A 20696-nucleotide genomic window follows, 5' to 3' on the forward strand; every position below is an offset into this window, starting at 1 on the left:
GCCAGAACAATTCGAACGGCGCGTTCCGTTGCGTCTACGATACGATTTCCAGTTCTTGTCTTTCCAAATGCCGCCGAAATCCGGCGAGCAATCTCGTCGACATGTATTGGCCCTTCAGTCTTTACAATCCCCGCCACCAGCTCTGCCAGTTGATGAACAGGTGCTTCATGGGGTTCAACCTTGGATCTCACCGTCAAATCGGTGCGAACATAAGGTGGAGCGCTAAGCGAGAGATGTTCGATTGACACTTCGTTCTCAGTCGCCATGTCGATTTCATCCGGCGGTGCCTGATAGGATTGTCCCCCGGCATTTGCACCGCGCACATAAGCGCCTTGATCGGAAGTGTCTTTCGCTTCCTTGAGTGCGCTCACCAATCGTGCAACTTCTCTTTCACGATGATGAAACCAGTCAGTGCTCCAAATGCGATGGAACTTCCAGCCAAGGTTTTCAAGAATGCCCTGCCTAAGCCGATCGCGTTCCCTAGCCCAGAGTGCCGAGTGATAGGTAGCGCCGTCACATTCCACAGCAATCAAGTATTGGCCCGGACGGTCGGGATGGCGAACGCCGATATCAATACGAAAACCTGCGCTGCCGACTTGGAGGTCAGCGAGATACCCGTGTGCGCGGACTACGCTGGCGACATCTTCTTCGAACGGGCTATCTGCATCTAGTCCGGTTGGGCTATAGGTCTCTACTTGCCCTGTTTTCGCAAAATCAAGGAACCTTTTTAGAACACGTGGACCTTCTCGCATTGCGCGAGATGGATCAATGTCACCTGGATCAAACGACGCAAACACTTCACACCGAACCCTTGCGCGCGAGAACAGAACATTCAGTCTTCTTTCCCCGCCTTCTCCATTGACCGGTCCAAAGCTCATTGCCGTCAGGCGACCATTGGCTTCCTGGGGGCCATATCCAACTGAGATCAAGATCACGTCTCGTTCGTCACCCTGCACATTTTCGATATTTTTGACAAAGACATCCTCTGCCTTTCCCTCGCGCAAAAAGGCATCGAGGATGGGGTCTTCACGGCGTTTGACTTCCAACACTTCCGTCAGCATGTCGGACTGCGCCTTTGAAAAGGCGACGACGCCCAGGGAAAGGTCTGGCCAGTTGCGGGCATGATCCGCCATCGCGGCGACGACGTTTTCAGCTTCAATACGATTGGTCCCTTGGCGACCTAAGCCACTACCGCCTCGAGCATACACGCCAGGCACTCGTCGAAACTTGAGGCCGTAGTCGGGGTCAAGCTGCAATGGAGACGGCGGCAAAACGAGCCGATCCTCATAGAATTCAGCGTTTGATACCTGGATCAGCGATGGATCACGAGAACGATAGTGCCACTCCAGCATTCTTTCCCGCAAACCGCGCGCTTCGCAGAGCGAGAGTATGCTTTCCATGTCGGCAGCGGTTGCTCCGACAACGGCATCTTCGTCATCTTCGGCCTCATCCACTTCATCAACAAGTCGATCAAAGAACGAAGTCGGGGGAAGTTGTTTTTGATCTCCAACAACGACTATCTGTCTTGCCCGGGCAATGACCCCCAGTGCATCTTCAGGTCGGATTTGCGAAGCTTCATCAATAACCAGGATGTCGAACTCTACGCTGCCGGGTGGAAGGAATTGCGCAACGGAGATCGGACTCATGAGCATGACAGGTTTGATGCGCTGCACCATTTGACCTGCATTGCGCATCACCCAGCGTATAGGCTTGTGACCTCGCTTTCGTCCGATTTCACCACGTATTATCCCCATCTCACCCATCGTGCCGCGCGGCATCTGTTCGAAGTGCCGCGACAAGATTATGTTCCGTGCGGTTTCTATGCGCTCCTGCTCCAAATCACGGAACAGGCTGACTAGGTCGTGCCTGTTCAGCTGAGGCATTTGGTTCAGCTCGGGTCGTAAGCGCCTTGCTGCGTTCCATCGCGCTTCAGCGCAAGCATAGGCAAACTCCTGTTCGGCACGATCGGGTGCAACAAGGTTCTCTGTGACGGCGTCGACAACGGCCGCAGCTCCAGCTTCATCCGCTGCTGCAATAGCGCGTGCAAGGGTGGCCCAATCTCCGTAGCGCGAGGGCGTTTCGGCCATCTGCGAAAATGCAGCCCTTGTTTCGTCAAGAGACGCGGTTTCGATGCAGTCTCCCAAGTCAGCAATGGCGAGATTGAGTTTCAATCGCGAAACAACGGCTTCGATCCTTGATCGGCAGTTCTTCGAAAGCTCAACAAGCCTATCGGCTTCCTTTTCAGGGTCTGAAATGGCGCCGAGCGTGGCCAAGACATGCTCGGCAGAATCTACATGCGTCGTTTTCTGCAGCCGGGCCAGCCAATCAGCGGCATGTGCCGCGGCTCCAAACGATGTTTGCTCACCGCGCCAATTTCCTCCCAGCGTGGTCTTCAGCCAAGCCTCGTCATCCGCTAGCCTCCGGCGCAGCTTCTGAATCTCAAGGACCTTATCGATAAGAGCGAGCCGTTCAGTCGCGGTCTTTGGCAGTGATCCGCGCAACAGACTGGCGAGTTCCGCCGACGCGCCACGATATTTTCCAAAAATTCGTGCCAGAAAAGAAACTTGGCCACGTGCTATTGATGCTCTTGTTGCTGTTACGTCGATTTCCCAAGCCGTTTCAATGAACTGACTATCTACGGCCTGCTTTGCAACTGCCCAAGCCTGACCAGCTACAAGCGCTTCCATCAAGCGCTCTGAACTCGCCGCATCAAACAAAGCTGGAATCCAATCACCAGCATCAGATGGCATGTTAGAAAATGCACGAATTGACTGAACAAGGGCGTCGTGGCCTGCAAGTGAACCAGGTGCTGCAAGCCGGAGTGCAGATGACAATCGACTGCTTTCGATCAAGAGCGCTTCTATTGCAGAGACAGCACTTTCCAGCTCGTTTTCTAACCGAGCCAGATCAGTTGGCTGCAGGTCCAATTCCATAGTCCCCCGAAATGGATGTGTTTCAGGAGAGTCCACCTTTCTGAGGGCTGTCACATATGCGTGTAGTGCAGCAATTGCTTTGCCACGAGCGTGGCGGTCTAAGCTTTCGAGGCCGTCTAGTTGGATGCAAGGAGGCGGTGTTTCTTTACCGATGAACCCTACGATCTCAGACAAGGCACTAAAGGGCGTATCGCCCGCCGGCGGCAAGGGTTGGTGGAGCAATTCAGTGATACGGTTTAGTTGATCACGGGCTTCGCGCAATTGCGAGGGATCCGGAGACCCTGGCAGCGCCTGCGCACTGGCCATGAGAGACCGACCCAATTCCTGCGCGAGTGCCTTCTTGTTTGCGGAGCGCGAATGCAGCTCAAGACATATGTCTCGCAGTCCGGCGCGGACGAGCCGGTCGTGCACAACCGAAAGCGCTGCCATCTTTTCTGCGACGAAGAGCACCGACTTTCCATCATGAGCGGCAGCGGCGATCAAATTGGTGATTGTCTGGGACTTACCCGTTCCAGGGGGGCCTTGGACGACCAGGCTTGCCCCGCGGCGCACTTCTTCGATCACCTTCGTTTGCGAAGCATCTGCATCGATGACCTGCACGATTTCAGCAGGATCGAGTATGTCATCCAAACGATCGTCTGGTCCAAAAATTGGAGTGTCTGCCTCGAAACCTTCAGAGAGTAGACCTTTGAGTAGGTCGTTTTCCGAGAATGCATCAGCGGGCCACGTATTCGGGTCAAGATCGCGATGCATCAGCAGCTTGGCAAAAGAAAAGAAACCAAGCTGCATGCCATCGGCGTCTATGCTCCAGCCTGCTTGTCCGGAGACTGCGTCAGCGACTTTCTCAAAGTAATCGGAGGGATGCCAATCTTCTCCCTCTTCAATTTCAGGAAGGGAGATCCCAAAATCGGCTATCAAGCGCTGCTGTAGAGGCAAATTCGTCGAAATATCGTCATCACGACATTGGATATCGTAAGTCGAGGTGCGCTCGTTCCGCAAAAGCTGGACTGGCAGCAACACAAGTGGTGCCTCGCGTGTGACTTCCGAGTTTGAGCTCTCGCGCCACTGTAAAAAGCCGATCGCCAGATACAGGATATTCAGCCCCTGCTCCTCTTCCGCCGTCTTGGCGTCAGAAGCCAGACGGAGCAATCGCCGGGCAAGGGTTTCAGGACCCAAAGGCGTTTCCAACAGCATGTCGGTTAGGCGGTCGGACTCGTCAGGGATATACGGTTCAGGAAGAGCAAGAACCATGTCACCACCGTCTTCACCACGGTCTTTGCCCATAGCTTTGAAGCGCATGCGACGTCCCTCGGTCCGAAGGATCGAAAAGACTGCGTCAGCACGCTCATTGATGATGTTCAAACAATTTGCGCGTTTGTTAGCCCGGTTCACATGAACCAATCTGTTTCGTGTGCCGGTATCCAGAAGCTTGCGGCGCGCGGCTTCCAAAATCCGAGTAATTGCTTGATTCGACAAGAAAGTTGCTCTTCTTTACATCTAGAGACCCTGTAATGAGCCAACAAAGTTCATCTAGTGTCAACCCTGATCGGCGACCGAAAAACGAAAGCTCGGCGTAACCAGGATTCGCCGCTCGGTTGTGCGTATGCTAGCTCTAAATTTCGACCGACGTAAGCACACCCGCCGTAACAGCTGGACACGCGCAAGTGTCGGACTCGGATCACTTTCGTTACTGATGTCCCGCAGGAAGCGTAGCCAGGCGATCTCATTCTCCGTCAGGTCTTCTAGCCTTACCATGACGTTCAAAGAGCTATGCGGGAATTTGGGTGATGGCGTGATTTGAAGGGCGGCGTATCGTGGCGGGTGTCAAAGCCGGCCAGAACCTCACAAGGAGCGATACGCCATGAAAGAAGATACAACGATCCTGCCATTTCGCCAATCGGAAACGATTATCGATCCGTTGACAGAGCTTGCTCGGCAGGGTGCTCGTCGGATGCTGGCGGAAGCGCTGAAGGCTGAGGCTGATGCCTTTGTCGCCAGTTTTGCCGATGAGCAGCTGGAAGACGGGCGTCAGCGGATTGTGCGGCATGGATTTGGCCCTGAACGGAAGATTCAGACAGGGATTGGTGCCCTGGATGTCCAGCGGCCCAAGGTGCGCGATCGGATGGCAACGCCCGATCCTGCAGATAGGATCCGTTTTACATCGAATATCCTGCCCAAGTGGGCGCGCCGCTCGGTCAGCTTGGATGCCTTGCTGCCGGTGCTGTATCTGAAAGGCATTTCAACGGGAGATTTCCAGGAAGCCCTATCGGCCATCATGGGGCCAGATGCGCCCAACCTCTCGCCAAGCGTGATCTCGCGTCTGACTGCTGGATGGCAGGTTCAATATGATGCCTGGGCACGGCGGGATCTGTCTGCCCGCCACTACGTCTACATCTGGGCGGACGGCGTCTATCTTCAGGCGCGGATGGAGGAAAATGCCGAATGCATGCTGGTGATCATCGGCGCGACACCGGAGGGCAAGAAAGAGCTGATCGGCTTTCAGGTCGGCCTGCGGGAGAGCGCGCAGAGCTGGCATGAGTTGCTGACCGACATCAAAGGTCGCGGGCTGTCCGTCGCACCGGAAATTGCGGTTGGGGATGGAGCCATGGGGTTCTGGAACGCACTGGACAAAACGTTTCCAGGCACAAAGCATCAACGGTGTTGGGTGCATAAGGTAAAGAACGTCCAGAACTGTTTTCCCAAACAGATGGCCCCGGCGGTCAAATCAGATCTGGACGACATTCAGCACGCCGAAACGCGCGCAGAAGCCGATGCTGCGTTGGCCGTTTTCTCCGAAAAGTATGGCGTCAAATACCCAAAAGGTGTTGCCTGCCTGACAAAGGACAAAGAGGCGATGCTGGCATTCTTCGACTTCCCAGCTGAGCATTGGGGCCATCTGCGCACGTCGAACCCGATTGAAAGCGTGTTCGCCACTGTTCGGCACCGAACGGTGAGGACCAAAGGGGCGCTGTCACAAAAGACCGCAAAACTGATGGTCTTCACCCTCATTCAGGCAGCATCGAAAAAATGGCTGCGCCTCAAGGGCAGAAACCAGTTGCCAAAGGTTATCGAAGGAGTCAAGTTCACAGACGGTGTCGAAGTGACCAACGACACCGAAAACCGCGCCGCCTGATGATGCGCGTCACCCAAATTCAAGCATAGCTCACGTTCAAACTCCGAAGATTGCATTGATTGCGGCTTTGGAGCGGCTGGTGATGCGTGGATCGCTGTTTCCGGACGCCTCGCGGATGGCTTCGATCCAACCGATCTCGTTGGAAGTAACCGGTGTGCCGTAGATTTCGGTAATTGCCTGGGCAACGGTGTCGCCGACGGTTTGCTCCAAAGCGAGGCGCATCAGGTAGGCTGGGTCGCACTCAAGTGCGCGTGCCATTGAAGGAACGCGATCCAAGGCGAGCTTGTTTGTTCCATTTTTGATCATTGTGACCATGTTCGCGTTTGGAAAGCCGGCCTCGCTGGCGATCTGCAGTTGCGATTTCTTCGGTTTCAATTCGAGCACACGGCGCTCGACATATTTCGCAAGACGTGTGGTTTCGAAAGGCTTGGCAGGCATTGTTTTTCCTCTGATGATACGCAGCTCGTGCTGCTCATCTTCGTTATAGCGATGCCGCTGATGGCAATGTTGGTGGGAAAGACTTTTTAAGAGTCGCCGCGCTTTATCCTGCAGTAGCAGCACCTCGCACAAAGCCAGCAATGTGGCCATGTTTGGCTGCGAGCCTAGGCCACACTCATTGATGCGTGACCGACCCAAAGATGCCATTCACCGACAATCCCAGATGCTGCGGTGCGGCCCGTGGATGCGGCCATTCGCGCACAGTGCAGAATTTCATCACAGCAATGATCAACTTCGGGACAGACCGGACTTTTACTTGTAAAAGGCAAACGTGCACTCAAGCGCGACAAATCGCTTTTACCATGCCATGAACTCACATGGATAATGCGAGTTCGATGCCAACCGTGAAATAGTCAAGAACGATGCTAACGGAAAGACAAACCTAATGACTAAAAAAGCTTTGATACTTGATCCACTCTATGAGGCTGATCGCATTAGCCGTCTAAAGGATCTGGCTAGGCAAGAACTCGATTGGACCTTTGTGCAATTGAATTTTGGAGAATCACAGCGCCCACCTAATGATGGAAGGGTTGATTTCTACAATCGGTTACTTGACGAAGTTCGGACAGCGGATATCATTCTTGGTTTTGGAGATTACACTTGGTTCAAGTATTGCTCCGGGATGGGTTCTGATTTCGTTGAGTTGATGGAAAAACGTCTGGTAGAAGGTTGCCCTTTCTACCTTCAGCTCATTCGCACGGGTTCAGAAATATCCCTTGGTCAGCTTGAACCGACTTTTATGCGTTTTCTTCGTCGTCTCGAAATTATACCATCTGACCGAAAGGTATTTAGCAGAATTGATAGCCATCTTGCGCACCAAAGCGGGGGCTCCGTTTGGTTCAACAAAGATGATAAGTCAATTTTAAATCCTCAGTTGTTCAAGGGGATAAATCGCATTCTGATTTCGCAGGTTAATACTGTTGACTATGTGGGTGACGTATTTCCTATTGTCCAGATTGGACCGACTCATTTCGAGGTGGATAGTGGTGACAATTTAGTGAATCGTCCTCTTGGGGATCGCGCGGCGGTGGCTGTCGAGCGCAGAACAGACTCGGAATTTGCAATCGTGATTTGTGGCGAGTTTTCAAGGGATCCCGTCGAAACTCTTGGGGGTGTGGTTCATGGTATTGACGAAAATGAAGTTGCTGTGCGTCAAATTTTGTTTCAAATAGACCAAGCAGCAGATGCACCTGATAATCGGGCAGTTATCGCTTTTCGGGAGTTCTCGAAATTGGAACGTGCTCTTGGATCGTTGATACAGTCGAGGTTAGTGTTGGAAGCCAATGGAGAACCGATCCATTCGTATTTTCCAGAGCGTGTTTTGAAAAATACATTTACTGAGGGGAGATATGATTACTCTTTAGCAAACTATTCTGACCTTATTTTAATATTGAGTGAGAACTGGCACCTATTTTCGCCATTTTTTGATATATCCAAAAGCAAAATTAAAGCGGCTCTATCTTCCATAAACTTTGGTCCACGTCGGCATATAGCTCACCCACACAAAGCATTGCTAGATGAATATAAATTTCCAGAAAGTGACCTTATAAAAATTAGGAGTGCGCTGACCTTGGTTCTATCGGCGTATAATAGAATGAAACCGACGCTCTGAATAATTTACGTTTATATGTAAACGGCAACTGACACTGTAGCAAATACTGGTGACCTCGGAAAGTTTATTCGCGACACGTTGATGCATCGAAAGGCGGCAATTCGCCTGCATGTTGATCCGTCTATACCTACGGCTTTCAAAAATATTCATATTTTTTGTTGAACCCGATAATCGGTCGTATTCGCTTGGGCTATGTTCAAGTCCATAAGGATGGTGCAAATTCCACAATAGCCTGCGTCTATATTGGAATCCTGGATTTTCTGGATAACAACGTTGGCAGCCAATCACTGGCTCGTGGTTTCTGATCTTCTGACCGGCCGGACAAGTCGGGCAGGTCGGGCGAGCTTTGCGATGCAACGAAGCGACCACTACGCCCGCTGGGTCGGACCAACCGGACTAGTCGGGCAGTTGTATGTGCAAAGCCGTGCCGCGCAGAGCCAGCTCAAAGTTTCTTCAGATGCTCGATGTCCAGTCCCGGATAGGCGATCGCGTTCACGAGTTCCACGCGCTGGTCCAGCATTCCTTGCGGGATCATGCCATATCTTCCTGTCATCGAAGTATCGCCGTGTCCCATCAGAAATTTGAATTGGTGGTCGAGGTAACCAGCCCTTCGCAGCGCATCAGCAGCGCCATGTCGGAAAGAATAGAGGCTGTAGCCGCGCCCATTCTTGAAGCCAAGTCCGGACAGATAGCGTGAAAACATCCGCGAAAAGTCAGCCATCATCTGTCCCCTTGAGTTTCGAGTGGCTTCAGGAAACAGGCGAGTATTGCCAGCCTTTTTCAGGCGAGCATGGTGGTCGGTCAATCCCAGCTCGATGAGTTCTTGGTGCAGCGGCAGAATGCGTCGTGAGTTATCGTTCTTTACGCTCTTCTCGCCCTCGCCGTCGTCCGTAATGTGCATGATCCAATGACCATGCTCTTGGCGCACATCATTGATCGTCAATTGTCCGATTTCACCAGGTCTGGCTCCAGAGAACAGCATGATAAGTGGCACCCAATACTGATGGTCACGGATCATGACGTTTCCGGGCTTTTTCATCAGTCGGGGCTGATCAGCACCCTGACATCCCGTGAACAAGGGTGATCGGAAGATCGTGTTCAATTGCTCCGCATTGAATGTCAGTGTCTTGGAATGCTTTTCCTTGTTGATCGTCATCCCGTCCACCGGGTTCTGATCAAGATAGCCGTGGCTGACTAGCCATCTGCAGAACGCGCCGAGGCTTGATAGATGACGGTTGACCGTGCGCGGTGTAATTGTCGGTTTTCCAACCTGGGCGTTGTGTTTCACGGTCTGTTCGAAAGACATGCCTTCGAAAGCTTTGCTCTCAGTCGCTTTCACAGGATATTTGAGGAGGAGTGCTTTCCATTCGCGCACCTGCTTCTTGTCGATCAGCGTGATGGGGCAGGTGTGTCCGACGAATTGAGCGAATAGACCGACGTCGCGGCGTGCCTGGTTCAGTGTGTCAGGTTTCACTTGGTTGGGGTTCTCCGCGGCGTAGACTTTGAAGACCTCCATGACGCTCTCGCCTGGGCCAGCCACAGCGCGCCGGGCCGCGTTGGCAGGTTTGACGATTGGGTCAAGAGGGACGCCGGTGTAGTTGCCTTCATCTCGCTCCAGAGTGCGGCGCAAGACTTCAATCTCGGTGCGCATCAGACTTTTTGCCAATGCCAGTCTGTCAGGCGACTCGGCAGCAAGCACGAGTTTGTTTCTTGCGAGGAAGTCTTCCACTTCGTGATCGACCAAAGCTGTTTCGTTCCTGGCCAGTTGTTTGCGCAATTGTGTAAGCTTTATTCGCCTTGCCTTGGCTTCAACACTTTCAGGCCCTGCAAGCCTGTCTTTGAGAACTTGGACCTCAAGGCTGACGTTGAGAACTGCGAGCGGATCTTTGATATCGATCTCCTCCCTCTGAACCCTTTCGACAGCGCGCTCCATCGCCTGATCGATGTCGTTTTGCGTCGGTAGGCTTCTTCTTGTTGCCTCATCTTGATCCAGTCTCTTCGTGTAGAGTTCCCAAATGGCGACTTCGATATCCTCTTTCGCCAGCGCACGCTTCGCGCGCAGCTCATCGAAGTCGCGATGCCATTGATCAACTACGGGCAATAGACGTCGCTTCGCTGTTGCCTCGTCAGTTGTTCTGAGGGACTTTTTCAGCGTCGTCGTGCCAAGCGCCGTGACCAGGTCCTTTGGCACATCCATGCGTGCGTAATAGACCGCGCTTCGACGCCACAAATATGTCTGCCTGCCCATCTCCGTCCCACCTTTCCGGAACACTCATCCGGAACAGCTTTAGTGAGATTTGTATTGGAATGACAATGTGTTATTTGCTTTCAGGCACTTACAAAAAGTTGGATTTTGTTCCTACCACCCCAGCCAGTTTTCTTTGACCAACGTCCTAAAGACACCCCTTCGCGGCGGTCTCAGCGGACTAATCGCAAATGCCCCCCATAAGAGCATGCCCTTCGACGTTCTTGGGTGGCGTGACTAATTGTTGGTGGTTTCTGAACTGCAAGATACGACGCAAGGAAGACACTTCAGATAGCCTCTGAAGCTGTTGGAAAATTGCAAACATTCGATCTGCATGGCACCATGAAACCCTAGAGAGTGGGTTTGGAGCTCGGCGAAAGGTCGAAAATTGATGCAGGCAGCGCATGTCCCGGATGGCACAAACCACAGTCTGAACTTGGCGATTTCGCCAGATGGTGTGCCTGTCGTCGGACGCCGATATAAGATCAAAGCACGCTGCGGGGTGGCCGTTCAGCTTGCCGCAAAGCAAACCCTGCGTGTGATAAATCCTAGTGGTCATCAGGTCTGTGATTTTTGGGCATTCGCAGCCCCAGACTTGCAGGAGCATCTCTCCATGGCACATCTGCATACTGCGCTTGGGTCGATCTTTCCCAAGGTCGGTGACAGGCTGGTGTCAAACCTGCGCCGACCTATGCTGCGGCTCGCTGCGGACACATCGCCCGGCGTTCACGACACGATCATCGCATGTTGTGATCATGCGCGATACCAACAGCTCGGATGTGAACGGTATCACGATAATTGCGCTGACAATCTACGTATGGCCTTGATGGCAATAGGCCTGCAGGCACCATTGGTGCCCGCGCCATTAAACGTCTGGATGAATGTGCCAGTGGCACATGATGGGTCCACGCGTTTTGCAGCGCCTGTATCAAAACCTGGCGATCATATCGATTTTTGTGCAGAGATGGATTTGATATCGGTCATGTCTGCCTGCCCGCAGGATATCACGCCGGTAAACGGCGTCGGTGTTGCACCCGAAAGCCTGGCTTTTGAAGTCTTAGATTAGCGTGGGAAGGCCATTTCTGGCCGGTAGTTGCCAAAGCTGGAGAGCGACTGAGCGTTGCTTTCGGCCTGCCATTTGGATCCTTGCACAACGGCAGAAATACAAGGGTAGGTGGCGCGGTAGCCGTTCGTGCGCTCGTTTTCCTCAATCGCGATGGCGACGATGCCCGCAACGATGCCCTCTTGCCGTTCAACCAACCGGATCGCGCCGTCCATCGTGCCGCCGGTTTCGACCCATTGATCGGCCAACAGAACCCGGGTGCCAGGAGAAAAGGCGGGTTGGCGCATTTCCATTTCTTGCGTGCGACCCGAGTAATTGCCGAATGAGACCGAGTCTGTGTCAACACAGAGCTTGCCAGCTTTGCGGATCGGCAGGAACCCGACATTGGACCGTGCAGCCAGCGCTGCCCCAAGGACAAAGCCCATTGCATCCAGCCCGGCAACCACGTCGAACTCTACGGTCTCCAGGTCCGCCAAGAGATCATCCAGAAGATCCGTGAAAGCGCGCTGGTTGATGTAGATTGACGTCGGATCCAGCCATGCGAATTTATCGCCCTTGGTGTTTGGGGCCATGATGTTGAGGTACCAGCGATCATCGCGAGGGCCTTTGTCGGTCATATCGAATCTCCTTTCCCCAAAGCCCGCGTCACGGCCATGAGCCGCGCCAGCTTTTCGGGGTGAATGTCGTAGAAGTTGTTGGTTTCGTTGATCCCGGTGGCAACCATGAAGCAATCGACATCGCTATAGACACGGGCGTTGTCAGGCGTCACGCCAGAGGCCAGTGCAAGCGCGGTTTCGCCGATAGCGCTGCGAAAGGTTTCGATCTTGTTCAGGTCTGCTTCCTGCCCGGTCGCAACGCCTGATGTGGTGACAACGTCCATGAAGCCGCACGCCTCACGGGCTGCGTTGCCGTAATGCTCTTTGGCAACCTCGCGCTGTTTCTTGAAGCAGGTCCCGCCAAAGTACATGCCGCTCCAGCCGGACTCGTCGTAGACGCGAGCAATCTCTTGGGCTTCGGTGTTCTGCCCATGTTCATCGATGCAGGCGTCATCGGCCCAATATCCATCGACCAAAACGCCTGTTTGCGACAGTTTTCCGAGCATCGGAAAGGCGTGTTTGCCTGTGACCGCCAAAAAATTCACGCCGAGCCAGAGCGACGGATATGCAGCACGCACATCCGAGATAATCGGTAGGAACCGTTCCGGTTCAAAATCATGGTTGATCAGAAAGCAACCTGCAGCGCCTGCTGCAATCACCTCTGCGACATTGCGCAGGGTTCGGGGTGTGTCGAGCACGTGGATCACCGGCAGGACAACTGGGCCTACGGTTTTGAAGTGCTTTCGGAATGCTGTTCTGTCCATGCGGTGAATTTAGCCGGTCTAGATTCATTTACATAATTTATTCTTGCAATCCTTGGATTTGAAATTGCAATGTTTTGCATGGCCCCAATAAACCTTCCGACCGATCTTCTTCGAACCTTCGTCACGGTGATCGAAGTCAAAAGCCACACCCATGCGGCGGACCTTCTCAACCGGTCCCAACCAGCCGTCAGTCTTCAGATCAAACGGCTGGAGAATTTGGTGGGATACAAGCTGATCCGCCAAAAGGGGCGAACCATGCACGTCACCGAAAAAGGTGAGGCGTTGGCAATGCATGCGCGACAGATCCTAAGGCTCAACGATTTGGCGATAGGGCTGTTTGATCGCAAAAAGAACAAGGCCGAGCTGCGTGTGGGCTTGCCGTTGGACTACGGCGTGCGGATGTTGCAGCGCGAAATGACCCGGTTAAAACAAAATCACAATGATCTTGAATTCACCATCCGTTGTGATCTGTCGAAAAACCTTCATGACGCGCTCCTGCGCGATGAATTGGATATCATCGTGGCCCTTTATCACGACGGTGATCCGCAATTTCTTGTGCAACAGTGGCGTGAACAGCCGGTCTGGGTTGGGGGCGAAAATCTTGATCCGCAAGACTTCGAGACCCTGCCACTGGTCGCCCATCCAACAGGCTGCATTTACCGACAGCGCATGTCGGAAGCGCTCAAGACCGTTGAACGTGGATGGAAGGTCATCTTTTCCAGCCCGAACATCGACGCGGTCCAAGATGCCGTGCGTGACGGCCTTGGGTTTTCCGGCCTGACCATCCCAACAACCCAAGATGGGATGCGTCAGTTTTCAGCTGACGATGGTTTGCCGCTGCTGGAGCCGTTGCGCATCGGGTTGTTTTACCGCCAGACCCGGTTGGGAAGTTGGGGCAATCTGGTGGCAGAGCAATTGACCGAAACGATTGAAACGGTCCTGCGTCTGGATGGTTCTGCTGCCCGGGATCATAAAGAACCTTAATAGATCCATATCATTCATAAACTTTCTACAGTTCATGATTCTGGCTAACCTTGTCTCCACAAGCCTCAAACAATCGAAACGACGCTGCTTTGAGGCCAAAAACAGATAGAACAACAGTGGAGAAAACAAGATGACGACCAAACCAAAAACGATTTCAAAGCAATTGCTTAGAAGAGATGTCCTGCGCATTGGCGGGGGGGCGGCTTTGTCCATGCCGTTCGTCAGCCGCGCATGGGCGCAGACAACGGAAATCAACATGCTGGCTTGGTATGGGCACGGCGAACCGGACATGGTTGGGGCGTTCGAAGAGGCCAACAATGTTAAATTTGTGCCCAAATACTATGCAGGTGGGGACAATATGTTGGCATTGATCGCACAATCTCCTCCGGGCACCTATGACATTATCCTGTCAGATGGGGAATTCGTGCAGCAGCTCAACGCGGCTGACTACATCGAACCGCTGGACGCCAACGACTACCCGTTTGACGACATGCTGCACGAGGACTTCACCAAGTTCCCGGGCCATTGGGACGGCGACACGCTCTTTTCCATGATCCTGCGCGGGGGGCATCTCGGTGTGTCCTACAACACCACCGCCATGAGTGCAGAAGAAGCATCCAGCTATGAAGGCTTCTGGAAGCCCGAGCTTCAGGGCAAGGTGGGACATTTTGATTGGCACCTTCCAAGTCTTGGCATGATGAGCCTAAAGAACGGCAATGGCGCCGGACTTTGGGATCTGAGCGATGACCAATGGCAAGCGGTGCAGGACACCACGATGAGCCTGCGCTCGCAGGTTGGCGGGTTCTTTGACTATGGCGGCACATTCAACGGTCTCAAGAACGGTGAGATGATGGCCATGTGCGGCATCGGTGACTGGATCACCGGCGTTCTGGAACGCGATGGCGCGCCAGTTGCGTCGGTTATTCCGAAAGAGGGCGGCATTCAGTTCACCGAAAGCTATTGCATCGGCAAAGGCAGCTCAAAAGCTGATCTGGTCAAATCCTTCATCCAGTACATGATGTCCCCCGAAGGCCAGGTGAAATCGGCACAGATGGTCGCCTATCCTGGCTTCTGCGTGACCAAGGCTGGCCGTGCGCTTCTGCAAGAGGTGGACCCGGCCGAAGCCGCCCGAAGCCATCAGATTGAGGGCATGCCGAATGAGCCCATCGCGTTGATCAACGAGGGTCGCATTCACTATCGTGATATCCCGCAGCAGCAAACGCTTGAGGACTGGAACGACTTCTGGTCGGAATACAAAAACGCCTAAAGGCGCAATGTGGGCGGCTTTTCAGGGCCGCCCGCCATTAGGCAAGGAGCAAAGGCTTGAGCGGGCCTCGCAAAATTGACATCTACGCCCTGACATGGCGGCTGCCGATTATCCTTTGGCAGCTGGTTTTCTTCATTGGACCAGTTCTCTTCATGGTCGCGATTTCGTTTTTCGTGGTCAAAAACTACCGCATGACCGAAGCGTTCGAGTTCGTGAACTGGCAACGCATGCTGACCCGCGGGTTTTTCTGGGACAGCTACTGGTACACACTTTTCATCGCCTCTCTCAGTGCGACGATTGCCATGCTGGTGGCCTTTCCCGCTGCATGGGCATTGGCCTTTCGCGCGTCCGACAACTTACGTCGATGGGCGGTGTTTCTGCTCATCATCCCGTTTTTCACGTCCTACCTTGTCCGAACGTTTTCCTGGTACGTGATTTTGGCCGAAAGCGGCGTTTTGAACGCGATGCTGGGGTATATTGGTCTAGGACCTTTTCGCATGCTCAACAGCCATTTTGGCACGATTATCGGATACCTGACACTTACCCTGCCACTGGCAGTTATCCTGCAAACCGTGACAATGGCCAACGTAGACAAAACACTGATCGAGGCCGCGCGGAATTTGGGCTGCAAACCGTTCGCAACGATCTGGCGGATAGTGTTACCGCTGTCCAAGACCGGCTTCATTGTAGCAGCCTTGTTTTGCTTCATCCTCGCTTTTGGTGATTTCGTCGCCCCGTTTTATCTGGGTGGATCACAGGAACCGACGCTGCCGATCCTGATCTTGGATACAACCAAGTCGGGCCAGCAATGGCCGCGAGCCGCCGTTGTGGCAATCATGATGATGGTCACACTATTTACCGTGGCCTTTACCGCCATCGCTTTGGCTTACCGCAAACCTAAAGGGAGCAAAGGATGACGGGTCGTTGGCTGAATATCGCATTGGCTGTTTATGTCGGGCTGATTTTCACCTTCGTTTTCGCACCGATCATTTTCAGCCTGATCTTTTCGTTCAACTCGCAACGCTTCCCAACGATCCCTTTGGGCGAGTTCTCGACCGAGTGGTACGTCAAGATCTTCAATGATCCCGATGTGTGGACGGCTGTAAGGAACTCTTTGATCGTGTCGTCAAGCACGGCAGTGTTGGCGACCGTCTTGGGGTTTTGCACCGCATATACCGATTTTCGCTATAATTTCCGCTTCAAGGGGCCGTACCTTGCGCTGATCCTTCTTCCGCCGACAATTCCGCTAATCATCATGGCTCTGGCAATGTTGGCGTGGCTGTCCCGCATTGGGATGTCGGGACAGTTGTGGTCGATCATTCTGGCGCATTCCGTGATGACCGCACCCTTTGCGATGGCCATTATCCGGTTGCGTCTTCACCAGATGGATCCCGATCTTGAGGCCGCAGCTTGGAACCTTGGCGGCAATGAATGGCAAGCGATGCGCCATGTGATCGTGCCGTTCTGCGCGCCTGCGATTGTGTCCGCACTCTGCCTCACAGCAGCGGTGTCGTTTGATGAATTCGCCGTTGCTTGGTTTGTCTCCGGCCTAAACAAAACCGTTCCCATCGTGATTCTGGAAATCGTGCAGGGCAACATCGACCCGACCGTCAACGCCATCGGAACGTTCGTTTTCCTGACCTCCATGTCCTTGGTAATCCTCGCACAGCTGCTGTTCATAAGCCGCCAAATCAAGAGCCATTCCTGATATGACAGAACCTCTCGTAACATTCCGCAATGTAGAGAAGCGCTTTGATGATTTCGTCGCGGTGCGGGACATGACGCTCGACATTCACGAAGGAGAGTTTCTGGCGATCATGGGCTCTTCTGGCTGTGGAAAGACAACGACCCTCCGCATGTTGGCGGGCCTTGATACGCCTTCCGCGGGTGAGATCCGCATCGAAGGGCGCTTGATGAATGATGTCAAACCGCATGAGCGTGACACGCCACTCGTCTGGCAATCGCTCGCGCTTTTCCCGTTTCTGACCGCTCGCGAGAACGTGGAGTTCGGGCTCAAGATGCGCGGCGTCGCAGCGGATGAGCGCAAGAAAAGGGCGCTCGACTGGCTTGATCGGATGCAGATTGTCGAATTCGCCGATCGGAATGTCGCGACGCTGTCTGGGGGGCAAAAGCAACGTGTGGCGCTGGCCCGCAGCCTTGTGATGGAGCCGCAAATGCTATTGCTTGACGAACCGCTGTCTGCGCTCGATGCAAACTTGGTCATCCGCATGCAAGGTGTGCTGACAAGATTGCAAAAGGAACTTGGGATCACTTTTGTCTATGTGACCCACTCGCAATCCGAAGCTTTTGCCATGGCCGACCGTGTTGTGATCATGAGCCAAGGGGACATCGCGCAAGTCGGCTCGCCCAAAGACATCTACCGAACGCCCGCCAACCGGTTCGTCGCGGAGTTTGTCGGGAGGAACAATATATTCACTGGAAAAACCGGAGGCTCTGACAATGGCAAAACCAAGGTTTCCACACTGCAAGGTGCGTTCCTGGCCCAGACCCCGGACAATCCGCCCGGTCCAGAAAAGCAGGTCAGCTTTACCGTCTCAGCCGACTTGATGACGCTGACCCTCACCGAACCTGATGCCGACAACAAAGCCAAGGCCACATTGATATCCGAAGAATTCATCGGCTCTGTTGTCACTGTGTTCTTGGAAGGACAGGCTGGGCAGGAATACAAAGTCCAAATGCAGGAACGCGCTTTGGCTGAACTCGACTTATCCCCCGGTGCGGACGTTTGGCTGTCATGGGAGGCTGAAAACGCCAATATGCTGGAGACAGGCTCTTGATCCGAAATCCAATCCCTTGGCCAAATGGCGCAAAATGTGCAGTGTCCATCACATTCGACATGGACGCTGATAGCTTGATCCATGTCGCCAGACCCGACGACAGCCATCGCAGGCTTTATCCCATTTCGATGGGACGTTACGGGCCGAATGTCGCTTTGCCGCGTATTTTGGACACCTACGAACGTTTTGGCCTGAAGCAATCCTTCTTCATCCCGGGGTGGTGCCTAGAGCAGTATCCCGAGACGGTTGAACAGATTCTGAAAGATGGGCATGAGATCGGGCATCATGGTTGGATCCACGAAGACCCGATCGCCACGTATGGCAATCAACGCGAACCGTTCGAACGAGCGATCGAGTCACACAAACGGCTTTGTGGAAAATCACCAGACGGCTATCGCGCGCCAGTGTATAACATCACGGACGAGGTGATCGACCTGATGCTTGAGCACGGCATGCGCTATGACAGTTCGCTGATGGGCGATGACATCCCGCATGTTCTGAAAACGCCAAAAGGTCAGCTTTACGAAATGCCGGTACATTGGGGCACCGACGATTGGCCACCGTTCGCGCATTATGATGAAATCGGCTATCTGATGCCTGTAAAGTCGCCATCAGAAGGATTGGCGGGCTTTTGGGAGGAATTTGAAGCACAATATCATGCAGGCGGATTTTTCATGTTGATTGTGCACCCCTTCCTGACAGGGCGCCTTGCGCGATGGCAGTTGGTGGAACGCTGGATCGAACAGACATTGGAGACCCGTGATGTTTGGTTCACCACGCTTGGCGGCATCGCAGACCATATGGACAGATTGAAAGCAAACGGGACATGGTCACCCAGTGTCGAGACGCTTCCTTTCTTTGAAGCGCCCCCAGCGAAACTTTAAGGTTCGAGCTTATGATGACCGAAGATGACAAACGCCTTTTGCGCATCGCTTACGATGAAGCAAAGGCAGGCTTTGATGAAGGTGGATGCCCGATTGGATCGGTGCTTGCACGGGCAGGGGAGGTCGTCTCTCAAGGGCGCAACCAGCGTGTGCAGGGCGGCGACCCCATTGCCCACGGAGAGATGGACGCATTGCGCAAGGCCGGTCGCCAAAAGACCTATCGTGATACTGTGCTCTATACCTCTCTCAGCCCCTGCATGATGTGCTCGGGTACGATAATTCAATTCGGTATCCCTCGCGTTGTTATCGGCGACACGACAAATTTTGGCGGCAACGAAGAGTTCCTGCGGTCGCGCGGGGTCGAGGTCATCATTGCCGAAGACCCCGACTGCATTGCGCTCATGTCCCGTTTCATCACCGAAAAGCCAGAACTGTGGGCAGAGGATATCGCGGAATGAGTGATCCGTTCTTTCACCCCGTCTCTGGTTTCGATTTGCCGCGCTTTGCCGGAGTGCCGACATTCATGCGTCTGCCCCATGTCGATCCTGACAATCCGCGCTTTGGCGATGTCGATGTCGGAATCATCGGCGTTCCGTGGGACAGCGGTACCACCAATCGGGCAGGTGCACGCCACGGGCCGCGACAGCTCCGAGACATGTCCACGATGATCCGCGCCCAGAATGGGGCCACCGGCGTTCGCCCATTCGAGGTGCTGAACTGTGCTGATCTTGGTGATGTGCCGCCAAATCCGATTGATATCATGGATAGCATGAACCGGATCACCGCGTTTTATGACCGTGTGCTTGCTGCCGGGATTACTCCGTTGACGGCGGGCGGCGATCATTTGTCATCGCTGCCGATCTTGCGCAGTCTCGGGAAGGACGCGCCCTTGGGTATGATCCACTTCGACAGCCACACGGACCTGTTTGACAGCTACTTTGGCGGATCGAAATACACCCATGGGACACCGTTCCGACGCGCGGTCGAAGAGGGTTTGTTGGATCCTGAACGGGTCATACAGATTGGCATCCGCGGCAGCGCCTATGACAATGAAGACCTCGACTTCGCGGCTGCGGTGGGCATACGCATCGTGCGGATCGAAGAGTTTTTCGCGCGTGGATTGGACGACGTCATGGCAGAAGCTCTCGATATCGTCGGGACAGCACCGACATACGTTTCCTATGATATCGACTTCGTCGATCCGACCTTTGCACCCGGGACGGGCACGCCGGAAGTTGGTGGGCCAAACGGGTTTCAAGCTCTGCAGGTCGCGCGGCTTTTGAAAGATGTGAATATACGGGGTGCAGACCTTGTTGAGGTCTCTCCACCGTTCGATGCATCCGGCGGAACCGCCTTTCTTGGTGTCTCAATAATGTTCGAAATCCTGTGTGCCATGGCAGGAAAATAGGTTGGCCAAAACCGGCAGCTGCTTCGACGCGGGAACCTGCAGTCGTAAAAACCTTCAAGAATGCTGACCACCAGCTAAAGACCGGGCGTCGGCTGCGACTGCTCAATCCGACCTTTATTCATGATTCCTCATCCTGCTCATGATGTGAAGCTTCCGGCAAACCCGGCGAAGTTCGGTTCGGGGAAGGGCCTAAAAACAGGCAGATGCTTCGGAGATTCAGAGTTTACGGGCGTCGCCTCAAAAAATCTGTAATCTGCGTATTTTTTTGCTTGCGGAGTCGAGAGAGTAACCGTAGAAGGCCTCTCACCGGCGCTGCTGAGGCGGACGTTGGGACTACGGAAGGGTTAGCGGGCTTTGGTCTGGTTGGTCTGGAAGTTGGATAATTCAGGGGTATATCAGGGCGGGCGCGCCGTTAGTTTAGGGCGCACTGGTCTGGTTGTTTGTCTTCTGGGTTGCTCTTTGACATTGCTAATATCTGAAGAGATATGCGGGCGGTTTGGTTTGTTTCGGG

16 protein-coding genes are annotated in these 20696 nt (G+C 53.7%); 11 read left to right on the forward strand and 5 right to left on the reverse strand.

Features of this window, described 5'->3' with window-relative positions; all coding sequences use genetic code 11:
* Nucleotides 1-4409 (reverse strand): DUF3320 domain-containing protein (locus tag MCRY_RS20855; RefSeq protein ID WP_085633512.1); only part of this gene is annotated, 4409 nt, incomplete at its 3' end.
* A 385-nt stretch (nucleotides 4410-4794) separates the two neighbouring features.
* Here MCRY_RS20855 and MCRY_RS20865 point away from each other — a divergent pair.
* Nucleotides 4795-6066: an IS256 family transposase gene (locus MCRY_RS20865; protein ID WP_139834147.1), complete on the forward strand. Its 1272-nt coding sequence runs from the start codon at nucleotides 4795-4797 to the stop codon at nucleotides 6064-6066.
* 36 nt (nucleotides 6067-6102) lie between these two features.
* Here the strand turns inward: MCRY_RS20865 and MCRY_RS20870 are convergent, their stop codons facing one another.
* Entirely contained in the window at nucleotides 6103-6654 is a 552-nt protein-coding gene (locus MCRY_RS20870) for an XRE family transcriptional regulator (protein ID WP_338087118.1), read from the reverse strand.
* A gap of 295 nt (nucleotides 6655-6949) precedes the next feature.
* Here MCRY_RS20870 and MCRY_RS20875 point away from each other — a divergent pair, with 295 nt between their 5' ends.
* Nucleotides 6950-8176 (forward strand): hypothetical protein, encoded by a 1227-nt coding sequence (locus MCRY_RS20875; protein ID WP_085633490.1) that lies wholly within the window; start codon nucleotides 6950-6952, stop codon nucleotides 8174-8176.
* Nucleotides 8177-8618: 442 nt separating this feature from the next.
* Here MCRY_RS20875 and MCRY_RS20880 read toward each other — a convergent pair whose 3' ends face one another.
* Nucleotides 8619-10424 carry a DUF6538 domain-containing protein gene (locus MCRY_RS20880; protein ID WP_171046072.1) on the reverse strand — a complete coding sequence of 602 codons (1806 nt, stop codon included), beginning with the start codon at nucleotides 10422-10424 and terminating at the stop codon, nucleotides 8619-8621.
* 388 nt (nucleotides 10425-10812) lie between these two features.
* Between MCRY_RS20880 and MCRY_RS20885 the strand changes: the two genes are divergently transcribed.
* Nucleotides 10813-11487, forward strand: coding sequence for a DUF1989 domain-containing protein (locus MCRY_RS20885; RefSeq protein ID WP_085633492.1), 675 nt, complete (start codon nucleotides 10813-10815; stop codon nucleotides 11485-11487).
* Here the strand turns inward: MCRY_RS20885 and MCRY_RS20890 are convergent.
* Both MCRY_RS20890 and MCRY_RS20895 read right to left on the reverse strand, forming a co-directional pair.
* Nucleotides 11484-12101 (reverse strand): phosphoribosyltransferase family protein, encoded by a 618-nt coding sequence (locus tag MCRY_RS20890; RefSeq protein ID WP_085633494.1) that lies wholly within the window; start codon nucleotides 12099-12101, stop codon nucleotides 11484-11486. The two genes, MCRY_RS20885 and MCRY_RS20890, sit on opposite strands and share 4 nt — an antisense overlap.
* Entirely contained in the window at nucleotides 12098-12844 is a 747-nt protein-coding gene (locus tag MCRY_RS20895; RefSeq protein WP_085633496.1) for a BtpA/SgcQ family protein, read from the reverse strand. The genes MCRY_RS20890 and MCRY_RS20895 overlap by 4 nt, the downstream gene beginning before the upstream one ends.
* 78 nt (nucleotides 12845-12922) lie before the next feature.
* Between MCRY_RS20895 and MCRY_RS20900 the strand changes: the two genes are divergently transcribed.
* The 8 genes from MCRY_RS20900 (at nucleotide 12923) to speB (ending at nucleotide 20185) form a co-directional block, all read left to right on the forward strand.
* A complete protein-coding gene (locus MCRY_RS20900) occupies nucleotides 12923-13828 on the forward strand; it encodes a LysR family transcriptional regulator (protein ID WP_085633498.1) in 906 nt (301 codons plus the stop codon).
* Between the two features lie 130 nt (nucleotides 13829-13958).
* Nucleotides 13959-15095 carry a polyamine ABC transporter substrate-binding protein gene (locus MCRY_RS20905; protein WP_085633500.1) on the forward strand — a complete coding sequence of 379 codons (1137 nt, stop codon included), beginning with the start codon at nucleotides 13959-13961 and terminating at the stop codon, nucleotides 15093-15095.
* Nucleotides 15096-15151: 56 nt separating this feature from the next.
* Entirely contained in the window at nucleotides 15152-16012 is an 861-nt protein-coding gene (locus tag MCRY_RS20910; protein WP_085633502.1) for an ABC transporter permease, read from the forward strand.
* Nucleotides 16009-16803, forward strand: coding sequence for an ABC transporter permease (locus MCRY_RS20915; RefSeq protein ID WP_085633504.1), 795 nt, complete (start codon nucleotides 16009-16011; stop codon nucleotides 16801-16803). The genes MCRY_RS20910 and MCRY_RS20915 overlap by 4 nt, the downstream gene beginning before the upstream one ends.
* A 1-nt stretch (nucleotide 16804) precedes the next feature.
* Nucleotides 16805-17893, forward strand: a complete 1089-nt coding sequence (locus MCRY_RS20920) for an ABC transporter ATP-binding protein (RefSeq protein ID WP_085633506.1) — start codon at nucleotides 16805-16807, stop codon at nucleotides 17891-17893.
* Entirely contained in the window at nucleotides 17890-18777 is an 888-nt protein-coding gene (locus MCRY_RS20925) for a polysaccharide deacetylase family protein (RefSeq protein ID WP_085633508.1), read from the forward strand. Before MCRY_RS20920 ends, MCRY_RS20925 begins: the two co-directional genes overlap by 4 nt.
* An 11-nt stretch (nucleotides 18778-18788) precedes the next feature.
* On the forward strand, nucleotides 18789-19235 hold the full coding sequence (locus MCRY_RS20930) for a nucleoside deaminase (protein WP_238940450.1): 447 nt from the start codon (nucleotides 18789-18791) through the stop codon (nucleotides 19233-19235).
* Complete coding sequence (gene speB, locus MCRY_RS20935) at nucleotides 19232-20185, forward strand: agmatinase (protein ID WP_085633510.1); 954 nt, start codon at nucleotides 19232-19234, stop codon at nucleotides 20183-20185. The genes MCRY_RS20930 and speB overlap by 4 nt, the downstream gene beginning before the upstream one ends.
* Nucleotides 20186-20696 lie beyond the last annotated feature (511 nt).

This window comes from Marivita cryptomonadis (assembly GCF_002115725.1).
In the GTDB taxonomy this organism is placed as follows: Bacteria; Pseudomonadota; Alphaproteobacteria; order Rhodobacterales; family Rhodobacteraceae; genus Marivita; species Marivita cryptomonadis.

What these genes read in the sequence shown, in the direction of transcription:
- MCRY_RS20865 (WP_139834147.1), top strand. Translation starts at nt 4,795, where the DNA reads ATGAAAGAAGATACAACGATCCTGCCATTTCGCCAATCGGAAACGATT.
- MCRY_RS20870 (WP_338087118.1), bottom strand. Translation starts at nt 6,654, where the DNA reads ATGGCCACATTGCTGGCTTTGTGCGAGGTGCTGCTACTGCAGGATAAA.
- MCRY_RS20875 (WP_085633490.1), top strand. Translation starts at nt 6,950, where the DNA reads ATGACTAAAAAAGCTTTGATACTTGATCCACTCTATGAGGCTGATCGC.
- MCRY_RS20880 (WP_171046072.1), bottom strand. Translation starts at nt 10,424, where the DNA reads ATGGGCAGGCAGACATATTTGTGGCGTCGAAGCGCGGTCTATTACGCA.
- MCRY_RS20885 (WP_085633492.1), top strand. Translation starts at nt 10,813, where the DNA reads ATGCAGGCAGCGCATGTCCCGGATGGCACAAACCACAGTCTGAACTTG.
- MCRY_RS20890 (WP_085633494.1), bottom strand. Translation starts at nt 12,101, where the DNA reads ATGACCGACAAAGGCCCTCGCGATGATCGCTGGTACCTCAACATCATG.
- MCRY_RS20895 (WP_085633496.1), bottom strand. Translation starts at nt 12,844, where the DNA reads ATGGACAGAACAGCATTCCGAAAGCACTTCAAAACCGTAGGCCCAGTT.
- MCRY_RS20900 (WP_085633498.1), top strand. Translation starts at nt 12,923, where the DNA reads ATGGCCCCAATAAACCTTCCGACCGATCTTCTTCGAACCTTCGTCACG.
- MCRY_RS20905 (WP_085633500.1), top strand. Translation starts at nt 13,959, where the DNA reads ATGACGACCAAACCAAAAACGATTTCAAAGCAATTGCTTAGAAGAGAT.
- MCRY_RS20915 (WP_085633504.1), top strand. Translation starts at nt 16,009, where the DNA reads ATGACGGGTCGTTGGCTGAATATCGCATTGGCTGTTTATGTCGGGCTG.
- MCRY_RS20920 (WP_085633506.1), top strand. Translation starts at nt 16,805, where the DNA reads ATGACAGAACCTCTCGTAACATTCCGCAATGTAGAGAAGCGCTTTGAT.
- MCRY_RS20930 (WP_238940450.1), top strand. Translation starts at nt 18,789, where the DNA reads ATGATGACCGAAGATGACAAACGCCTTTTGCGCATCGCTTACGATGAA.
- speB (WP_085633510.1), top strand. Translation starts at nt 19,232, where the DNA reads ATGAGTGATCCGTTCTTTCACCCCGTCTCTGGTTTCGATTTGCCGCGC.